The sequence below is a fragment of the Acetobacterium sp. KB-1 genome (assembly GCF_003260995.1).
GTDB classification, from domain to species: Bacteria; Bacillota; Clostridia; order Eubacteriales; family Eubacteriaceae; genus Acetobacterium; species Acetobacterium carbinolicum.
The window spans coordinates 3,512,783-3,531,302 of the sequence record NZ_CP030040.1 but is presented as its reverse complement, the minus strand read 5'-3'; the positions used below and the strand labels follow the sequence as shown (position 1 = coordinate 3,531,302).

The window sequence follows — 18,520 nt, the reverse complement described above, 5'->3', positions numbered from 1 at the left end:
TCAAGCTCCGCTAACCCCATGAAAACCGGCATGAAACTGGTCCAGAACCGTTAATCTTTCATCCAGATAAGCATTAATATTATCCTGAATTGAACCAACCTTACTCTTATAGATCTCAAGTTTGGTGGCCTTGAAAACCTCAGCCGCATTTTCGCCGCACCGCGGTGTTATTAAAATATCCGCATGATTATCGACAACGATTTGGGCCGCTTTAACGCCCGCCCCTCCAGGGCTGCTTGCTGCCGTATTTTCAATGAAGTGTCCCATTTTTGTCAGTGTTTCATAAATATAAAAATATGGTGCACGTCCAAAGGACATACACACTTCACTATTTAAAATTTGTTCATCAGCTGGTATTGCAATTTTCATCGATATCTCCTTGTTTTTTTATTGACATATGTCTTTAATAACCATTATACTCCTTTAAAAACATATGTCAACAATTATCTTTTCTCATACCTTTTATATTTCTTCACCGTAAACGACTTAAAACCAAAACATTTGGTCATATTTATCCTTTTGATAATCCCGAACCGCTGCGCACTTAAAAAAAAACTGATCTCTCACGATTTGAGAAATCAGTTTTAATCATTTCATACTTTATTTAGTATCTGCCTTTAAAATCTGCCAACACCACTATTTTTAAGGTTCTATCGCCGTTAATTTAAAAAACCATCAATAATTTTTGCTTCTGCTTCGCTTTCTGTGAGACCCAGAGTCATAAGCTTAATGATCTGCTCTCCGGCAATTTTACCAATGGCAGCTTCATGAATCAGGGCTGCATCCAGACTATTAGCCGTGATTTCCGGGATCGCACTCACCACGCCATGATCCATGATAATGGCATCACATTCGGAGTGACCCATACATCGGGTATTCCCGCTTATTTTCGAGATAAAGGTTTGCCTTGAATAATCCCGGGCAACGGAACGCGATATAAGGTTCACACGGGAATCTTCCCCATCCATATCCACTTCAAATTTTGATTCTGCAAATTGTTCCCCATGGGTCATCAGTTTTTCTTTAATCACAAGGGTAGCGCCCACTTTCAGGTTCGCCTTGGTAAACCGTCTGGTGGAATCGACCCCTTTGATTTGGGTAGTTTCCATTTCCATATAACTGTTTTCTTCCTGCACCACCTCTGTTACCGGATCAATAACCCGTTTTCCAGTGCCGGTTCCCACACCGATGTGCTTTTCTACATATCGGACTCGGGAATTTTTACCCAGAAAAAATCGATGAATCCCATTATGCTCAGAACCATCACAGCTATCGCCAGTACTGACACCACATCCTGCAATAATCGTGATATCGGCATTTTCTCCAATAAAAAAATCATTATAAACAAGGTCCGAAACCCCACCACAAGAAACCAAAGCCGGTATAAAAACGCTTTCGGATTTAGTATTGGGTTTAACGATAATGTCAATCCCGGACTTGTCTTCTTTTCCTACAATTTCGATGTTTTCACTGGACTGTCTGGATACCGTTTTACTGTTTTCACGAATATTGTAGGCACCTTTAGGCATGTCTTCCAGCCCCGTCACGTCTTTTAGTAATTTTTTTGCTATCTCATTCATTTCTTTATGCCTCCACGATATCCTGGCAATATGCACAATTTTCAGGATTTTCACAATGGAGCAATTCCGGCAATACACTTTCCTTGGCGCCTCGCACAATTATTGCTCCGTCAACCATCGCAATGATCTCATCTGCCACATCCAGGATACGCTCCTGATGGGAAATGATAACAATTGATTTCTCTTTGTTTTTATGAATCTTCATAAAAACATCAATTAAATGATTAAAACTCCATAAGTCAATGCCCGCTTCCGGTTCATCAAAAATAGATAATGCGGTATCTCGAGCGATGATCGTCGCAATTTCAATCCGTTTGATTTCGCCCCCGGACAGTTTATCATCCAACTCCCGGTGGATGTAATCCTTGGCACAAAGACCCACTTCCGATAAATAATGACTTGCTTCCAGAGCTGAAAGATCTTCTCCTTTGGCAATATTGATCAGATCATGAACAGTAATCCCTTTAAAGCGGATCGGTTGTTGAAAACCGAAACTGATCCCTTTTTGGGCTCGTTCGGTAATCGATAAATCAGTGATATCTTCACCATAAAAGGTGATTTTCCCTCGGGTTGGTTTTAAAACACCAGAAATAATTCGGGCCAGCGTCGACTTCCCGCCGCCATTTGGTCCAGTGATGGCGATAAATTTCCCTTTTTCAATGGTTAGGTTGACATTTTTTAAAATTTCTTTCTCATTTTCAACTTCAAATGAAATGTTTTCAAGCTTTAGCATTTTTTCTCCTTACCTTTTTCTTTCAAAGTTTTTAAGCTAATCATGGTTTTTGTTTGTCAATGCAAAGGCATTTTCCAGACACTTCTTATTTTCACTTTTTATTTTACCACTTATTACTTCGTTTGGATATATTTCTAACTGAAATATAAAAAACAAAATTCATATTTTTTAACTGTACCAAATGTTAAAGGGCCATCAACCTAAAAAAGGACTAAAGTTAAACTTCAATCCTTTTTATGTATTCTTATGTTAGCTAATTAAAGTGCTTAAATCAGACAAATAAGGTTGTCCCGGCATTTTCATTGCTGGCGATGTAAGTTCCTACCCCGGCATATTCAATCCCGTCAATAAGCTCTTCTTCTTTAATCCCCATCAGATCCATACTCATGGTACAGGCGATAAAACGAACTCCGGCATTTTGAGCTTTTTTAATCATGGTATCCAAATCATCGACATGTTTCTTCTTCATAATGCCTTTGATCATAGCTGGTCCTGCGCCGAGCATGTTCATCATCGAAAGTGGCAATCTGCCCGCGCCTTTGGGCATCATTGCACCAAACATTTTTTCAACAAAGGTCTTGTTGCGGCCTTTTCCATCTCTTTTTCGCAGTGCATTAAGTCCCCAAAAGGTGAAAAACAGGGTCACATTTTTTCCTTGGGCTGCCGCACCCTGTGCAATAATCATTGATGCCAGCACCTTGTCCAACTCACCACTAAAAACCACCAACGTTGCATTTTTTTGAGTCGATATCGCCGGCATCAAACTACAGGCTTCACCCTCGCTACCTTTTCTAATAATGCTAATATAGCTTTTCCCTTTTGTCTCCTGAGAAACCAGCGTATGTCCATTGGTTTCACACCAGCTTTTTATGTCACTGACAAATCCAAAATCAGTGGCAATAATCTGAACCAGATCACCGGATTCGACACTTTTTATGGCGTCATAAGTGGCCATCAGTGGCCCCGGGCATTGGAGTCCAGTTACATCAACTTTTTTTTTAATCACATCATTTCCGGTTCCACCCTGCTCACCATCACTTCCTCTTCCGCCCTGGTCAACATCACCGTCATCTGAGTCAACTTTTTTAACGATACACGCCCCAATATTAAAATCCAACTCCGCCAACTTGTAATGAGCGGTTCGGTATGTACTATATCCACCAGACAAGTTATAGATGTTGGTAAAGCCATTACCCTTTAATATTCGGATGGCAAGATAAGCACGTTGACCGACCTGGCAGGTGACATAGATGGGTGTATCCTTTGAAATGGGAATCTCAGCAATACGATCTCTTAAACTATCCAACTCAATATTGACAGAACCTTTAATGGCACCCGCACTGACTTCGACTGGTGAGCGCACATCCAGCAAAAATCCGCCTTTTTCGACAATTGCATCAATTTCGTGCCATTCAACGGTTTTGTATACCCCATCTTCAATGTTTTCTGCAATATAACCGAGAATGTTAGCCGGATCCTTGGCTGATGAAAAAGGTGGTGCATAACAAAGCTCAAAATCTTGAAGATCAAGAACGGTAGCCCCCATTTTCATGGCTGATGCAATCACATCGATTCGTTTTTCGGTTCCTTCCTGTCCAACGGCCTGAGCCCCCAGAATGCTGAGCGTTTTAGGATCGTAAAGCAACTTTAAGGCAATATTGGTTGCATGAGGATAATAACCCGCGTGATTGGCACGATGGGCCATCACAATTTGATAGTCAATTTTCTTCATATCCAGTTGTACCGCATTATTTCCCGTTGAAGCAATGGTTTTATTAAATACTTTTGCTACCGCAGTTCCCTGGATTCCAAAATTTTTAATTGTTTTTCCATTGATGTAATCCGCTACAACCCGCCCCTGTCGGTTAGCAGGCCACGCCAGTGGAATGGCGGTTTGATCCTTAGTCACAAAATCTTTAACTTCAATGGCATCACCAATAGCAAAGATATCCGAATAAACACTCTCATCTACCCCGCTGAGTACCTCGTAGTTTTGTGTCGTGACAATATGACCACGGAGCCCGCACTTGAGATTTGCCTGTTTGGCAAGCATATTATCGGGAACCACACCAATAGCTAAAATGACCAGATCGGCCTCCAGTACGCGACCACTTTCCAGAACGACTTCACTGCCCTGTTTTTGGAAATGATCGACCCCATCTCCTAAAATCAGATTTACACAATTAGCATTGATTTCCTGATGCACCAGTTGCGCCATTTCAAAATCCAGGGGTTTTAAGACCTGGTTCATTTTTTCCACCAAGGTTACATTGGCACCCAGTTCTTGCAGATTTTCGGCCATTTCGACACCAATAAAACCACCGCCGATAACAACAGCCCGTCTTACCTTGCCGCTATCAACAACCGCTTTAATCTTATCTGTGTCCGGAATATTTCTTAGCGTTAAAATATTTTTTGCTTCTGACAATCCGGGAATCGGTGGTGCAATCGGTTTTGCCCCGGGGGATAGAATCAACTTATCATAGCTTTCGTTGTATGTTTTTCCTGTTTGATGATTTTTCACTTCGACAGTTTTAGCAACCGGGTCAATCGCAACGACCTCACTAAAATTTCTGATATCCAAATTAAAGCGTTTAGACATACCATCGACGGTTTGAACCAATAATTTCTTGCGATCTTTAATCACATCCCCAATGTAATAGGGTAAACCACAGTTGGCAAAAGAAATATATTCATCCCGTTCAAACAGAATAATCTCATCTTCTTCACTTAAACGTCGCAATCTGGCAGCAGCAGTCGCACCACCGGCAACGCCTCCAACAATCAAAATCTTTTTCATCAATTTTCCTCCTCGTATATTGCATTAATTATTTTTTTTGCACTTTCTGATACTACTTCATAATAAATTTCAGTTCCGGAACGGTATCCTTTAACGATCCCAGCACTTTTTAATTTTGACAAGTGTTGAGAAATCGATGATTGTGATACCCCAAGACATTCTTCCATATAAGTCACATTACAACTGCCCTTTTTTATTAAACCTCTGGCAATACATAATCGAATCGGATTTCCTAAAATTTTTAATATTTCAGCCTGTTCATCACAATCTTTCGGTTTCATTTCCATTAGATTTCTCCAATCAACTCTGTTAAGATAATGTCAATACCATTATATTATAACATATTAATATGTCAAGTGTTTTTTTAATTTTATTAATTTTACTTATATACCATTATTTAGAATCTTTAAACACTCTGTTAATCTAAACGAGCTTTTTTAAAAATCCTATTTAAGCTCTGAGTATCAATATTCAAAATGGATTTAAGCACTGGTGTGAGTCATTTTTCGAAGATAACAAAAAAACCGGATTATTCAGGTGGCCCTAGCGCTTAACCTGATTTTCCGGCTTTTCTCATACTTTAATAATAACTACCTTATTAAATATTTCTTTATCCAACTGATCCGCGTTATAATTGATACCCAGCAAAGGATTTTTAATTTTCTTCGTTAATGTATTTTTCCATAATTTCTGCCGCCATTCCCACCAATGATTCACAGGGACGATTCGCATAATATGCTTCTGTCCGCTGTTCCGGCGTTGGGTTGTCTTTTCCTTTTTCAAGTCCCAAAAGCTCCCGGCAGATAATCGTGTGATTCTGATCTTCAAACGCCTTTGCAAGCAATTGAATCCGCTGATAATGCTCTGCTTTGCCGCTCTGGTCTTCTGGATCGGTGTAGCCGTAGAGGAGCCCTGCGACCATAAACATCCCCGTGACTGCACCACAAACCTCCCGGAGCCGCCCCATTCCGGCACCAAAAGATGAGCTTAATTTGGCAGCCGTTTCAAACGCCAATCCACATTCATCACAAAACGCCAGAAAAACAGACTGTGAACAATTATACCCTTGCCTAAAAAGGTTCCGGGCTATTTCAGAATGCGTTTTTCTCTGGTTGTCGTTTAATGATGTCTTTTCTTTTGTTTGATGTCTCATTTAATCTATCATGCCTTTCCTTCTTAGAACTTTTTTAAAAATGCTTACTCCAATTTTTCTGGTTTCAATGTGTAAGTACTTTTAATTTCTGTCTATTTTAACACCAATATCAATGGGCTTGGCACTGTATAAACTGGTTGTAATGATCCCATTTACATTTGTTTGGGCATATTTTGAAATATTCGTCTCGTTGATTCCGCCGGCCGCCAATAAAATACCGGATGGAAACTCTTTTCTTAAACGTTCCACTGCCCCAGTCAGCTCTTCTGCACTCATTTTGTCAAACTGGATGCCGTCTACTCCAGCCTGACAAAGACTAACTGCCTGCTCCAGCGTTGTTGCTTCAACAATGATTTTCTTTTCACAACATTCCGCTTTTATTTGCGGAAGTTTGTCGATCAAACCCTCAAATCCACCGATAAAATTCAGATGCTGTTTAAAAACAAGAATGGTTTCAGACAAACCCAACCGATGAGGCATGGCGCCACCCGCCATAATGGCTTTGGTCGCCAGGGTTTTGGTCCCGGGAAAACCCTTTCGGGTTGTCAGAACGGCCATATTCGGGTTATAAGATTTAACAACATCTACCATTTTTCGTGTTTTTGTTGCGATTCCCGAACAATTATCCAGAATATTCTGTCCTACTTTCCAGGCCATATGCAAATCCTCAGCCCGACCGATTCCTGTGATCAGCTCTGAACCAGCGGTAATCTTCTCTCCGGAAACAACCATATGATCCATCTCAATATGCATCCGATCAAAAACCGCTCGCACCTCTTCGGTTCCGCACACAACCGCGTCTTCTCGTGTAAAATAAGTAATCCGAGCCTCCTGCTCTCTGATCCCCAGTGTCCAGCTGGTCAAGTCAATATAAGGAACATCCTCATTAATCAGCCGGTCGATTTCATTAATTGCTATAAACGCCATATCTTCCCCCATGTTCAATTGATTATTTTAAATGATTTATCTTCTATTTTCTCAATAATACTGCCAATCTGTAAAGCATTCGTTTTATTTTCATCTAGTTTTACCGTTACTGTCGTAAAATCCGCACTAACCCCAACATCATCAATACCATCCTTACTTAGTAATGTCTCTTTGATTTTTTTAACACATTTTGGGCACATAATGCCCTCAACCTGCAAAGCAAACTCTTTCATGCACGGCTCCTCCTTTCTCGTATCGTCCCAATAAAAACTGGTTAACTTCCTGATCCTGACAGTTTTTAAACAAGTCCGTACTTTTACGGACCCCCCGTAGTTCACCCTTAACCATAATGCCAATCCGATCAGCCATTACTTGCGCCTCATTAAAATCATGGGTTACAAATAAAATAGTACAGCCAAATAGTTTATGAATTTCTTTAATTTGCTGATACATCATTTCTTTGGTGGCCGGATCTAAGGATGAAAAGGGCTCATCCATCAACAACAATTTTGGATTAAGAATCAGTGCCCGGGCAAGGGCCGTTCTTTGACGTTCACCCCCACTTAAGGTTCCCGGATACTGATTCAAGATATCGCCGATGGACAAGATTTCAGCCATTTTATCAGCCATTTCTTTTTTATAGGCCTTGTCTTTTCTTTGAATTTTTAATCCATAAGTAATATTCTCATAAACAGACATGTGATGAAACAGACCGAAATCCTGATAAACAAAACCAATCTGCCGCCTCTCTAAAGGAATTTTGACTACCGGCTTTCCCTGAATGCACACTTCACCAGAGAATTTCCGATAAAAACCGGCCACGGACTCCAGCAGAACAGTTTTACCTGATCCGGTTCTGCCCAGCACGGCAAAGATTTCTTTTTCACGAATGTTTAAATTGATATTATTCAATTGAAAGGTTCCTAATTTAATGGAGTAGTCTTTAATTTCAACCATTGTATTAATCATCGGTTCACGTCCTTCATCCTGCTCTCCTGGGGATTTTTCCTGCCAATCCAGTTGGTCAGAAAAAGAGAAATCAGCGAAATAATCAGAATAATTGTTGCCGATGCCATGGAAGCACCGGTATCCCCGGTTGCCAGATTTAAATAAACGGATGTCGTCAGGGTTTCTGTTTTCATCCGGGTGGCTCCTACTAACATCAGCGTCGCCCCAAATTCGCCGAGGCCCCTTGACCAGGCTAAAATAATAGTTGTGATAATGGCATTCTTGGATAGCGGTAAGGTAATGGTTATGAAGCGTTCCCACTTCGTCGCTCCCAGACTGCCGGAAATAAACTCCAGTCGCTCATCAACTTCCTCAAATGCGGTCCGAATAAATCGGACTACATAGGGAAGATTGACAACGGTTTGAGCAATAATGATACCATTTTTATCAAAGACAACCTTAAATCCCAACTCTTTAAGGGCCTTACCAAAGTCTGACGAAAAAATAATTAATAAACTAAGACCCAAAACCAGATAGGGCATCGATAATGGCAGTTCAATCATCATCTGACACAGTTTTTTAAAGGGAAACGCAGTCCGTGTTAATGCATATGCGGTGGGAATGGCGAGCACCATACAAATGATTGTGGATATACTTGCGGTGAACAGGCTCATTTTAACAGCGAATTGCACTTCTTCTGAATAAAATGCCTGACCCAAATAGGGTAACCCTTTTAAGACGATTGCCACTATCAGTACTGAGGTAAAGCTAATAACTATGACCGTAATGACGATTGTAATGATTTCAAATAAACTAAATACTGAAAATCGTTCCCTCATCAGATCGTTTAATTAACTACTTCGTATCCATAGTTTTCCCATATCGCTTTTGCAGAATCCGAATCTAAGAATGTCATAAACGCATCCAGTGTTTCGGTATTTTTACTGCTGCTTAATTGTGCCGCCGGAACTTTTTTGACATAGGTATCCAGATCCGTTGTCTTGACAATTTCGGTGGCGGAACCAGTCACATTTTCTTTCCAGACAATAATCGCATCGCATTCATCAACGGACAGGGCATTAAATATTTCCGGTGCTGTGGCTGCCCGGGCAATGACATTGACATTGCTTAAAATCCCCAGATCTGTTAACGCTTTATTGGCAATCTTACCAATTGGCGTGGCATCGCCATCACCCAGCACAACTTCCACCCCTTCTTTTGCTAGATCGTTTAAGCCGGAAATTCCCAGTGGGTTTCCGCTTTTTACAGCCAATACAGGGATGTGTTTGACCAGTTCTTTACTTTTTGTAACAAAATCTTTAACTGGTGCCAATTCATCAGCGGAGCCGGCAATAAACAAATCCCCTTCACCAGTTGTCTTAATCTGATTCTGAAGCTGGGCCGCATTGGCATAAACAACTTCCATTTCACAACCGGTTTCTGTTTTGAATTTATCGGCAATTTCCCCGAAAGGCTTGGTCATGCCAGCCCCACAGTACACAAACAAGATTTGACCAGCGAGACTTTGACTTTCAGCAACTTTCTCTTGCGCTCCGTCAGCCTTACTGCTACAACCTGATACCAAGCTGATAATTATTCCCATTACCAATAATACCACTAACCAATTCTTAACGCTCTTCATCACATCTCCTTTTCATTACTTTAGTATTGTTTTGTAACGTTTAGATATGTTTTGAATTATATAATAGGTTATTGGCATATGTCAAGTAACCAACCCTTTTTCTTCGCAAGCAGCCAAATTTCTTCACTTGTATTAATCCTTGGTCCTTTTAAAAATGATCAAGGTGCTTGATTATTGACCGATTTTAGACTATAATAAACTAGAAAAAGTGTTTACAAAAGGAACGCGGTAAAAATCCGCGACAGTTTCTTTGCTACTGTAAGGAGAAGAATATGGACGCATTCAGTCATTGGGTTAACCAAGAAGGCTGTGTGTATGATGTCCCTCTGAGTCAGGATATTTTTGTCAAAACACGATCTGTTTGAAGCTTCAAAGAAGGCTGCAAAATGTGAGAATAAAACGAAATGACGCCCCACCGATCAACTGCAGGCGTCACGGAAACAACTCCGTATTTGCAAACCTTTTTTAAAAAAGGTTTTTTTGTTTTTTGCAGACTGGAGGATTTATTTATGGCCAATAATAAAAATCGCATCGCCCTCATCGGACGGATCGGTAGCGGTAAAACCACCCTATTTTTACGGCTGACCAATGAATTTATTACCTATGGGAAAACCCAGCAGGTCAGTTATTCTGATCATTTTATTGATACCCCTGGCGAATTTGTTGAATTACCCTGTTTTCGTCCTCAGGCCATTAATGTAACCTGTGATGCGGGGCTGATTATTCTAATTAATTCCAGCACCGATCACCAAAACTCGGTTCCACCTAATTTTGTCTGTACCTATAACATCCCCGTAATTGGGGTTATTACCAAAATTGATCATAAACACTGTAACCTCAAGCGAAGTCTACGCTACCTGACTTATGCCGGAGTCCACCCTGATAAGATTCACCCGGTAAGTGCATTGACCGGCGAAGGGGTCTCTGAACTTAAGACGGTTATTCAGGCGTATGTCGCTTTTGATCATTAAGCAAACGACCTGCCGTAGACTTACTTTCAAACAGCGATATGATTGCTAAACTTGCGTCTTAATCGTTTCCCACTTCACCAAGCCTTGTTATTGTCTGGCCAGCTCAAAGGCGGCCTTTTTTAACACGCAGTCCAGCGAGGTGTCCTGTTTTTTTTCATCATTTAAGATCAGGCGCGAGGGACAGCCCCCGGGACAGATGCTATAATAGTCACATGTTTTACAGCCTTGCGATTCTGCCTTTACAATGACAACGTTTTTTAAGGGGCGCGCTTTTACCACATTCCCCATAAAATATTTCGGATTTTCAATTAGTGATCCGCAAGGGTAAACATCGCCACAAGGCAGCACGACATAGGATCTACCGCAGGATGCATAACAGTATTCCTTGTTGCACGAGGTCATTTTCAACCGCTGCTTCGCTTCATGAACCTCACGGATCACAATTTTTTTACCAGTCAGCCGATATAATTCCTCAGCAGTCTCAACCATTTTCGTCAACGCTGTCTTGATTTGCTCTGGGGTGGCTTTTTTGATGATCGCCCGCTGGTCTCTGGCGCGCCCTGCATCCCGCAATAAATCAAGGCCAATCCCGCCTACATTACCCAAATAATAGGCGAAACTGACCAGCTTGGGAAGCTGTGTGATGCTGTGACTGGTCACCACGCTGTTGAGATTGATTTTGATTCCTTCATTAGCCAGACACCCAATCCCGGCAATCACGTCTCTTGTCCTTCCCCGGGTAAACTCATTCACCTCCGGGGGACCATCAAGACTGACCCCTAAGGCAATCCTCATTTTTTTCAGGCCCACGGCAATCTCCGGGGTAATGCAGATGCCGTTGGTCTGCATCTGAAAGCTGGCATTGTAATTTTTTTCCTTCACATAAGAAACCACTTGACAGATTAAAGGGTAGTTCAGCAGCGGTTCTCCCCCGGCGAACTGAATTTTCATATAATGATCGGAAAACAGATCCAGCGTCTGAGCCGCGGTCTCAAAATCCATATCCGCTTTTAGATGGGTTAAACCGGCATAACAGTATTCGCAGGCCAGATTACAGCGACCGGTAGTCCAAAGGACAATTAGCACACTTTCTTTTGAAATAATAACCACCTCCGTTACACGTCTTAAAAATTGTGATCTCACCCATCACTTCTTTTTACAGACTTTTCTCTGAATCGAACAGGGCATCCACTTCCTGAATACTTTTGTTCCATGCTTCCACATCCTGGTGACCGACAATTTCGATTGTCCCGCCCTGGTAATCACCCTGGGATTCTTCCATCAGCTCTTCCATATCACCCTCAATTTTCATATAAATATTTGTTAAAATTTCTAATGCCTCGAGACTAGGATTCCATTTTTGTCGTTGGTGGAGCTCCAGAAATCGTCTTGACATTTCCTCAATGGCAAAGCTATTCTCCTGGCTAAGCCAGCTTGCCATTTCCGGATCACCGAGATAGGTCTTAACGATTTCATCAATAGCCCTGTCATCAACATTTTTGGTGGTACACTTCCAGCTAAAAATGGTTTGCGCCTTTCGCATTACCTCGGCGGCACCACGATAGCCCTTGTCCATTACTGAGCGGTTCCAGAGCGGATTAAATAAGGTGCCTTCGACAATGCGATTGAGCTCATCTGCCATTGTTGTAATAACTACCTTTTCTTTATTGTTGGAGGTCCCGTGATATTGTTTGAGCGCATCCTGATCAAACTGATTTTTGACCATGTTAAAACCGCCGATCACCGAAGCGCTATAGCCAGATGAAAGCAGGTCATACCGATTACTCACTGAGGTTTCAAAAACAAGCTCCGCCGACTTAACGTTATCCACAAATTCTTTATGGGACACCGCTCCGTTTAAACCATCGCCATAGGCATAACCCGAAAATGAGGTAAACACCTTGGCCAACTCATCTTCCGACTCCCAGGCACTGGCTTTTAAGGCCAGATCTACGCCAGAGCCGTAGGTTCCCGGCTTGTCGCCAAAGATCCGCATGGTGGCACGCCGCCACCTCGTTTCCTGGGCCACTTCTTCTGTTCCTGCCAGTTCATTGATTGTTTTTAAGGCATTGCGGCGAACAAAATTTAAGCTTTCTGGTTCGTTAAGCACAGCCACCATTTGCACTGCCTGATCCATCAAGGCAATCAGATCGGGATAGGAATCTCTTAAAACGCCGGAAATCCGGATGATCACGTCAATTCTCGGCCGTCCCAGTGCTTCTAATGGAATCGCCTTGACATCCATCACAATCCCCGATTCATTCCAGACCGGTGTAACGCCCAATAAGGCCAGAACCTGAGAAAGCTGTTCTCCATTGGTCATCGAGATGTCGGTGGAAATCATGTTCATGGCCACCTTTTCGGGAAATTGTCCGGTGTCTTTTTGATGTTGACGAATTAATTGATCCGCCATTTCCACCCCAATGGCATAGGCCGATTTGGTGGGAACTTTTTGGGTATCCATCAAGTAAAAATTTCGCCCGGTTGGCATAATCCGCCCCAGTCCATCCCGGGGTGAGCCCGCCAGCCCCGGCTCTATGTAATCCCCCATCAAGGCCTCGATCAGGGCCCTTGATTCATTTTCAACACTCATCAAACTGCTTTGGTTGTTTTTTATTTCATTTTCCAGCACCGCCGCTTCCAGAATGCCCGGTACCATCACATCACTGGGGTGCGACTGGAGTTCTGCAGTTTTAGTCGGGCTGAGCAAACCAGAAATCAACAACAACATTTCCGAATGATAGGTATAGTCATCGATACAGTCTTTTTTCACCAGCGATGCATACAAGCTGGTTCCATCAATTGATTCTTTGATATAGGATACCTGATGACTGAGTTTGGGAACCTCTCCCCAAATATGATTCTCCTGTTCAAAGGAATGGGTGATGGACTGAGTTAGTAAACCCTTGAGTTTTTTTACGCCTTCTAAAAATGCCACTTCTTTTTCAACGATTTTGCAATATTCCGGTGTCTGATTGATGCGATTTTCAATGCTATTCTGCATCACTTCAACCTGCTGACTTTGAACATCAACCGCCTCCAGGTAGTTTCCCAACTCATTGATCACTTCAATCCGGGTATAATCGGTATTGAGACAGCTGGGCAGATAATCAAGCACCACCGCATAATTACGGCGCTTGGTACCCACGCCTTCGACGCCGATGGCGGCATTATAGCAATAAAAATTAGGCAGATTGCCAATCACCACGTCCGGCCAGCAGAATTCTGACAACGCATTGGTTTTTCCCGGCAAATGCTCCAAACTGCCAGCAGTTCCGACGTGAACTACGGCATGGGCCTTTAACAACTCATCGATATAGCGATAGGTGGCCAGATACTGATGGGGCGGCGGGCAGGCTGGATCATGAAGAATCTTGCAGACTTCCCCGGTACATTTCGGGCCATAACAGCCCCGTTTGGGCTGAAGCATCACCCACACATTGCCAAAATTCAGCCCGGTAATGACCAGCTGATTCTCGAAAACCATCCCTTCCCCGGGCGGTGGTCCCCAGGCTGCTTCCATCGACGCTCTGAGCAGCGGGTCCAAGTTCTCATAGAATTGATTGTATCCGCCCCGGCCGGACAGTGGCATCCGATAGATGTCACCGCCAGCCTTGACAATGTCCTCAACCGTGGTCCAACGAAAATCCTGATAGGCTTTTTTATCCAGCATCATTTTTTTAAGAGCCGGTCCATCGGCGGGAATGTCCGTTATCTGGTAGCCTGCGGCTTTCAAGGTTTTCAACATCCGCACCACACTTTCAAAGACATTAAGCCCGGCCCCTGATCCCAGCGTCGCTTCAACGCCCGCGCAGGGTGAACAGTGTAGCATTAACACGATTTTTTTATCAGCAGCTTTCACCTTTTTAAGTTCAATGCGTCGAATAATTCTGGCAACCAGCCGCGAAATCCGCTCGGGAATCGGCGTCATCTTCAGCATATCCTGAGTATCTTTGCGGGTACCAATAATAATCGGTTCAATCATCCCCATCATTTCACTGGTGGTAAAGGCCCAGGATATTTCCGCCGAAAGACCGGCTAAATTCGCTTCCCATTGCTGCTGATTCTGGAGCCGACTGACAACCGGCCGAAAAACCGGGATATTCATTTCCTTAAAAACAGCCACACTTTGAGAAAACAAGTCTCCGGATTGCGTATTTCCGGTAGCGGCCTGCATTTGAAAATTAATGAGTCCATCAATGCTGAGTTTTCCATTGCTGGAAAAATAATCGCTGATAATGGTTCTAAACCCTTTTACCCCACTTTCTTCATCCGCTGACGAATAACTAAAAACCGGGATCACCCGAATCCCCTGAACCTCCAACTCCCGAATTAAGGCTTCCTCCACCGCCGCTTTTTTCTTAATCCAGTTTTCGTAGTGGGTTAGAATGCCTACCACCATTTGGGCATCGTCCAAACCACGATACCAATTCTGATAAGCCGCCAAGCTCGAAAAAACAATTTTTGTATCGGGATGAAAGATACCATCCCGAACGCGTTTTGAAAAATTTTCGGAATCAGCTGGCTCGCCTGATTTTAATTTGCCTTCTTGGTGGGCGGACGCCCTGACGCCATTGGTCTGTTTTAAATCGCTCTGTTTTTTATTTATCCGTCTGTTCGCTTGATTACTCACTGTTTCCCCCTAAAATGACGATTCTTTGGAAAGATCCCGGACAGCTTCAGCCAGCACATCCGCTTCCAGATCTTCAATCCGGTAGTAACGGGCACCCATAGCGGCGGCCAGCTTCCTGGCCAGACCCAGTTTAATAAAATCCACCTCAGTATCCACGACGATCATCTGGACACCCTCCCCGGCGATCCGTTTGCCCATTTCCAGGGCTTCTGTAAAGGAATCCCCTTCACCCAGTGCGACATTGGTTCGTCCATCGGAAACCAGCACCAGAATCGGCAACAGATCCGAATTTTTTCGCTGTTCGTTCTTAATGACTTCATAACCCTTTAATAAACCCGCGGCCAGTGGGGTTTTGCCGCCAGTGGGTAAATCCCGGAGGCATTTCTCGGCCATATCGACACTGCGGGTAATGTTTAGTAGTACCTCAGCGTCTTTTTTACGAAAGGATACCAGCCCAACCCGATCCCGTTTCTGATAGGCATCGGTAAGCAGTGATACCACCGCCCCCTTTACCGTTTCCATTCGTTTTTTGACACCCATGGAACCACTGGCATCGACCACAAAAACAATGGTGCTGCCGGTGCGCTTTTCCCGCAGTTTTTCGCGCAGGTCTTCGGTTTTGATGATCAGTGCCAGGCCGTTAGCTTCCCGCACCCGCTGATAGGGCGCTGCCGCCCGTAAGGTGGCGTCAAAGGCCAGGTCATTAATCGTATTGCGGGGCAGGGCACTTTTGATATACTGCCCTTTTTTGGCATCGGTTTTTGTTTTAAGCCGTTTGCCTTCGCCCCTTCTTTTTTTGCGGTCAAGCACCTTAATATTTAAGTTTTTCACCATAAAGGTTCGGCCGATGGCGTCAATCTGATCCAGCAGCTCACTCAGATCCGGTTGTTGCGGGGGCTCGATTTCTTCTTGCTCCAAATCCTCCGCATCATTGTCATCATTGTCATCGTTGTCTTTATCATTATCATCAGGCGCTTCTGAGGCCTCCGGATCGGATTGATCGGTGCTGTCATCCTCAGCATCGTTTTGATCTTTTTCCGGGTTTTCTTGTTTTTTTTCTTCTGGTTGTTGCTCCGGTGCTTCATCATTTTGCTCATCCGGTTCCTGGGGATCATTGGGCTTTTCCCGTTTGCGATGGGGCAGAACGAGCTGTGCAGCTTCCTTGATATCATCGATATTAATATTCTGACGTCCTGCCAGAGCCGCCAGAGCTTTGGCCGTTTCAATCATCATCAGCTCCGCCCGATTGCCGGCACAATAGGCCTCGTTAACAATATCAGCAGTCAGCTTTAACACCGTTTCCGATATTTTTACCGCCTCCAGATTCTTTCTGGCTTCAAGTATTTGGTTTTTTAAAATCTCGGTGTCCTCTTCCCAGGCTTTAACAAAGCTAGCCGGATGGTGTTCAAAAGCCAGACGCCGTTTGACAATCTCTTTTCGCTCAACCGGATTCTTCGACCCCTCCACCGCCACATAGAGTCCAAACCGATCCAGAAACTGGGACCGTAAAAAGCCTTCTTCGGGATTCATGGTTCCGATCAGTACAAACCGGGCGGGATGTTCAAAAGAAATACCTTCCCGCTCAATATGATTCACCCCGGATGCGGCCACCTCTAAAATACTGTTAACGATGTGCTCACTGAGCAAATTGACCTCGTCGATGTACAAGATGTTCTTGTGGGCCTTTTTTAAGATCCCGCTGCCAAAAGCTCGCTTACCCTGAGAAATGGTTTTTTCAATATCAATACTACCAATCACCCGGTCTTCGGTGGCATTTAAGGGTAAATCCACCACCTCCATGTTCGGGGTAATCTGACCGAGATTACGAACCAGAGTGGACTTGGCGGTACCCTTTTCTCCCGAAAGCAGCACCCCGCCGATCAGCGGATTAATCAGATTGAGAATCAGCGCTTTTTTCACCCTTTCCTGTCCCATGACGGCGACAAAAGGAAAGCGATAAGCAGGCCGATCCTGGTGTCCGATCTGCTTCAGGTTTTTTTTATTCATCGGGCATTCCTCCACAACTGGCCGGCTTCTCCCGGGATCGCTGTCCCGCAACGAATTATACGACAGCATCGCGAGCACTCCCGACGGCACTAATGATTTGCTCAACCTGATCAAAATTGTAAATGCCTTCTTCAAACGGCGTACGACGCAGGCGATGGGGCAAGACCAGCTCCGCGGCTTCTTGCATATCGGCTGGAGCAACCTCCGTCTGACCTTTAAAGGCGGCAATGGTCATGGCGGTTTTGATCATCGCAATATCGGCCCGATGACCATCCACCTCCAATTCGATACTGATTTTTACCGCTATCTCTAGCATCTGATCACTATAGCTGACCTTTTCGAGCAGCTTTTTCGCCATAAGAATGCGATCCCGTAGCTCCTGCTGGTCGGTCGTAAACTGTTTGGCAAAGGCTTCCTTATCCTTTTCATAGGCCAGTCTGTTTTTAATGACATCAATCCGTTTTTCAGGATTACGTTCACCAATCACATCCACCACCATCCCAAACCGATCTAACAGCTGGGGTCTTAAATCCCCCTCTTCGGGGTTCATGGTGCCGACCAGGATAAACCGTGAGGGATGAAAAAAAGAAACCCCTTCCCGCTCAATGGTGTTCACGCCCATTGCAGCAGAATCCAGCAGCACATCGACGATGTGATCATCCAATAGATTTACCTCATCGACATAAAGAATGTTCCGGTTGGCCTGAGCCAGAATTCCCGGTTCAAATTTCTTTTCGCCTTTTTTGATGGCGTGTTCAATATCCAGGGTGCCCACCACCCGGTCTTCGGTAGCACTGACTGGTAGATCCACCACCTTCATCCGTCCAAAAACCTCCACAAAGGTTTCCTGGTTTTGATATTTGTTAAGACAATCACTGCACATATTGGCCGGTTCCCGGGGATCACAGCTAAAGGGGCAGCCTTCCACCTGACTACGGGACGGCAATAAATCCGCCAGTGCCCGAACCGCAGTAGATTTGGCCGTTCCCTTTTCCCCTCTAATTAATACCCCACCCAAAAGGGGATTGATGATATTGAGAACCAAAGCCTTTTTCATCGTTTCCTGACCCACAATTCCGGTAAATGGATAGATAATAGTTTTATTTTTCACGTTGTATCCTCTTTT

The 18,520-nt window shown here is 43.8% G+C and carries 16 protein-coding genes and 1 riboswitch; of the genes, 1 reads left to right on the top strand and 15 read right to left on the bottom strand.

Going from position 1 to position 18,520, the window contains the following annotated elements; translation table 11 throughout:
* The 11 genes from DOZ58_RS16225 to modA all read right to left on the bottom strand — a co-directional run bounded on the left by DOZ58_RS16225 (window position 1) and on the right by modA (window position 9,783).
* Complete coding sequence (locus DOZ58_RS16225; protein WP_111889255.1) at window positions 1–369, bottom strand: NifB/NifX family molybdenum-iron cluster-binding protein; 369 nt, start codon at window positions 367–369, stop codon at window positions 1–3.
* Between the two features lie 290 nt (window positions 370–659).
* Window positions 660–1,580, bottom strand: coding sequence for a SufD family Fe-S cluster assembly protein (locus DOZ58_RS16220; protein WP_111889254.1), 921 nt, complete (start codon window positions 1,578–1,580; stop codon window positions 660–662).
* A gap of 4 nt (window positions 1,581–1,584) precedes the next feature.
* Window positions 1,585–2,313: an ABC transporter ATP-binding protein gene (locus tag DOZ58_RS16215; protein WP_111889253.1), complete on the bottom strand. Its 729-nt coding sequence runs from the start codon at window positions 2,311–2,313 to the stop codon at window positions 1,585–1,587.
* 271 nt (window positions 2,314–2,584) lie between these two features.
* Complete coding sequence (locus DOZ58_RS16210) at window positions 2,585–5,113, bottom strand: FAD-dependent oxidoreductase (RefSeq protein WP_111889252.1); 2,529 nt, start codon at window positions 5,111–5,113, stop codon at window positions 2,585–2,587.
* On the bottom strand, window positions 5,113–5,400 hold the full coding sequence (locus DOZ58_RS16205; protein WP_111889251.1) for a helix-turn-helix transcriptional regulator: 288 nt from the start codon (window positions 5,398–5,400) through the stop codon (window positions 5,113–5,115). The genes DOZ58_RS16210 and DOZ58_RS16205 overlap by 1 nt, the downstream gene beginning before the upstream one ends.
* Before the next feature lie 368 nt (window positions 5,401–5,768).
* Entirely contained in the window at window positions 5,769–6,266 is a 498-nt protein-coding gene (locus tag DOZ58_RS16200) for a C-GCAxxG-C-C family protein (RefSeq protein ID WP_111889250.1), read from the bottom strand.
* Between the two features lie 81 nt (window positions 6,267–6,347).
* Window positions 6,348–7,193, bottom strand: coding sequence for a ModD protein (gene modD / locus DOZ58_RS16195; protein WP_111889249.1), 846 nt, complete (start codon window positions 7,191–7,193; stop codon window positions 6,348–6,350).
* A 14-nt stretch (window positions 7,194–7,207) separates the two neighbouring features.
* Window positions 7,208–7,426, bottom strand: a complete 219-nt coding sequence (locus tag DOZ58_RS16190; RefSeq protein WP_111889248.1) for a heavy-metal-associated domain-containing protein — start codon at window positions 7,424–7,426, stop codon at window positions 7,208–7,210.
* The gene (locus DOZ58_RS16185; RefSeq protein ID WP_111889247.1) at window positions 7,401–8,162 is read right to left on the bottom strand and encodes an ATP-binding cassette domain-containing protein; all 762 of its coding nucleotides are present in this window, start codon (window positions 8,160–8,162) and stop codon (window positions 7,401–7,403) included. Before DOZ58_RS16185 ends, DOZ58_RS16190 begins: the two co-directional genes overlap by 26 nt.
* Window positions 8,159–8,980 carry an ABC transporter permease gene (locus DOZ58_RS16180; protein WP_111889246.1) on the bottom strand — a complete coding sequence of 274 codons (822 nt, stop codon included), beginning with the start codon at window positions 8,978–8,980 and terminating at the stop codon, window positions 8,159–8,161. Before DOZ58_RS16180 ends, DOZ58_RS16185 begins: the two co-directional genes overlap by 4 nt.
* Before the next feature lie 8 nt (window positions 8,981–8,988).
* Window positions 8,989–9,783 carry a molybdate ABC transporter substrate-binding protein gene (gene modA, locus DOZ58_RS16175; RefSeq protein ID WP_111889245.1) on the bottom strand — a complete coding sequence of 265 codons (795 nt, stop codon included), beginning with the start codon at window positions 9,781–9,783 and terminating at the stop codon, window positions 8,989–8,991.
* Between the two features lie 177 nt (window positions 9,784–9,960).
* A riboswitch (cobalamin riboswitch) is annotated at window positions 9,961–10,146 on the top strand.
* A 146-nt stretch (window positions 10,147–10,292) separates the two neighbouring features.
* Between modA and DOZ58_RS16170 the strand changes: the two genes are divergently transcribed.
* Entirely contained in the window at window positions 10,293–10,754 is a 462-nt protein-coding gene (locus tag DOZ58_RS16170) for a EutP/PduV family microcompartment system protein (protein ID WP_111889805.1), read from the top strand.
* A gap of 87 nt (window positions 10,755–10,841) precedes the next feature.
* Here the strand turns inward: DOZ58_RS16170 and DOZ58_RS16165 are convergent, their stop codons facing one another.
* From DOZ58_RS16165 to DOZ58_RS16150, 4 genes are read right to left on the bottom strand one after another with little or no spacing between them, the layout of a single operon-like run.
* Complete coding sequence (locus tag DOZ58_RS16165; protein WP_111889244.1) at window positions 10,842–11,897, bottom strand: radical SAM/SPASM domain-containing protein; 1,056 nt, start codon at window positions 11,895–11,897, stop codon at window positions 10,842–10,844.
* Window positions 11,898–11,910: 13 nt separating this feature from the next.
* Window positions 11,911–15,387 carry a cobaltochelatase subunit CobN gene (locus DOZ58_RS16160; RefSeq protein ID WP_111889243.1) on the bottom strand — a complete coding sequence of 1,159 codons (3,477 nt, stop codon included), beginning with the start codon at window positions 15,385–15,387 and terminating at the stop codon, window positions 11,911–11,913.
* 9 nt (window positions 15,388–15,396) lie between these two features.
* Window positions 15,397–17,394 carry a magnesium chelatase subunit D family protein gene (locus DOZ58_RS16155; RefSeq protein WP_111889242.1) on the bottom strand — a complete coding sequence of 666 codons (1,998 nt, stop codon included), beginning with the start codon at window positions 17,392–17,394 and terminating at the stop codon, window positions 15,397–15,399.
* Between the two features lie 55 nt (window positions 17,395–17,449).
* On the bottom strand, window positions 17,450–18,451 hold the full coding sequence (locus DOZ58_RS16150; protein WP_111889804.1) for an ATP-binding protein: 1,002 nt from the start codon (window positions 18,449–18,451) through the stop codon (window positions 17,450–17,452).
* Window positions 18,452–18,520: the final 69 nt, after the last annotated feature.

Bases quoted from the DNA above. Each gene is read 5' to 3' on its own strand.
- DOZ58_RS16225 (WP_111889255.1), bottom strand. From the start codon at position 369: ATGAAAATTGCAATACCAGCTGATGAACAAATTTTAAATAGTGAAGTG.
- DOZ58_RS16205 (WP_111889251.1), bottom strand. From the start codon at position 5,400: ATGGAAATGAAACCGAAAGATTGTGATGAACAGGCTGAAATATTAAAA.
- DOZ58_RS16215 (WP_111889253.1), bottom strand. From the start codon at position 2,313: ATGCTAAAGCTTGAAAACATTTCATTTGAAGTTGAAAATGAGAAAGAA.
- DOZ58_RS16200 (WP_111889250.1), bottom strand. From the start codon at position 6,266: ATGAGACATCAAACAAAAGAAAAGACATCATTAAACGACAACCAGAGA.
- DOZ58_RS16190 (WP_111889248.1), bottom strand. From the start codon at position 7,426: ATGAAAGAGTTTGCTTTGCAGGTTGAGGGCATTATGTGCCCAAAATGT.
- DOZ58_RS16210 (WP_111889252.1), bottom strand. From the start codon at position 5,113: ATGAAAAAGATTTTGATTGTTGGAGGCGTTGCCGGTGGTGCGACTGCT.
- modD (WP_111889249.1), bottom strand. From the start codon at position 7,193: ATGGCGTTTATAGCAATTAATGAAATCGACCGGCTGATTAATGAGGAT.
- DOZ58_RS16170 (WP_111889805.1), top strand. From the start codon at position 10,293: ATGGCCAATAATAAAAATCGCATCGCCCTCATCGGACGGATCGGTAGC.
- DOZ58_RS16220 (WP_111889254.1), bottom strand. From the start codon at position 1,580: ATGAATGAGATAGCAAAAAAATTACTAAAAGACGTGACGGGGCTGGAA.
- DOZ58_RS16150 (WP_111889804.1), bottom strand. From the start codon at position 18,451: ATGAAAAAGGCTTTGGTTCTCAATATCATCAATCCCCTTTTGGGTGGG.
- DOZ58_RS16180 (WP_111889246.1), bottom strand. From the start codon at position 8,980: ATGAGGGAACGATTTTCAGTATTTAGTTTATTTGAAATCATTACAATC.
- modA (WP_111889245.1), bottom strand. From the start codon at position 9,783: ATGAAGAGCGTTAAGAATTGGTTAGTGGTATTATTGGTAATGGGAATA.
- DOZ58_RS16155 (WP_111889242.1), bottom strand. From the start codon at position 17,394: ATGAATAAAAAAAACCTGAAGCAGATCGGACACCAGGATCGGCCTGCT.
- DOZ58_RS16185 (WP_111889247.1), bottom strand. From the start codon at position 8,162: ATGATTAATACAATGGTTGAAATTAAAGACTACTCCATTAAATTAGGA.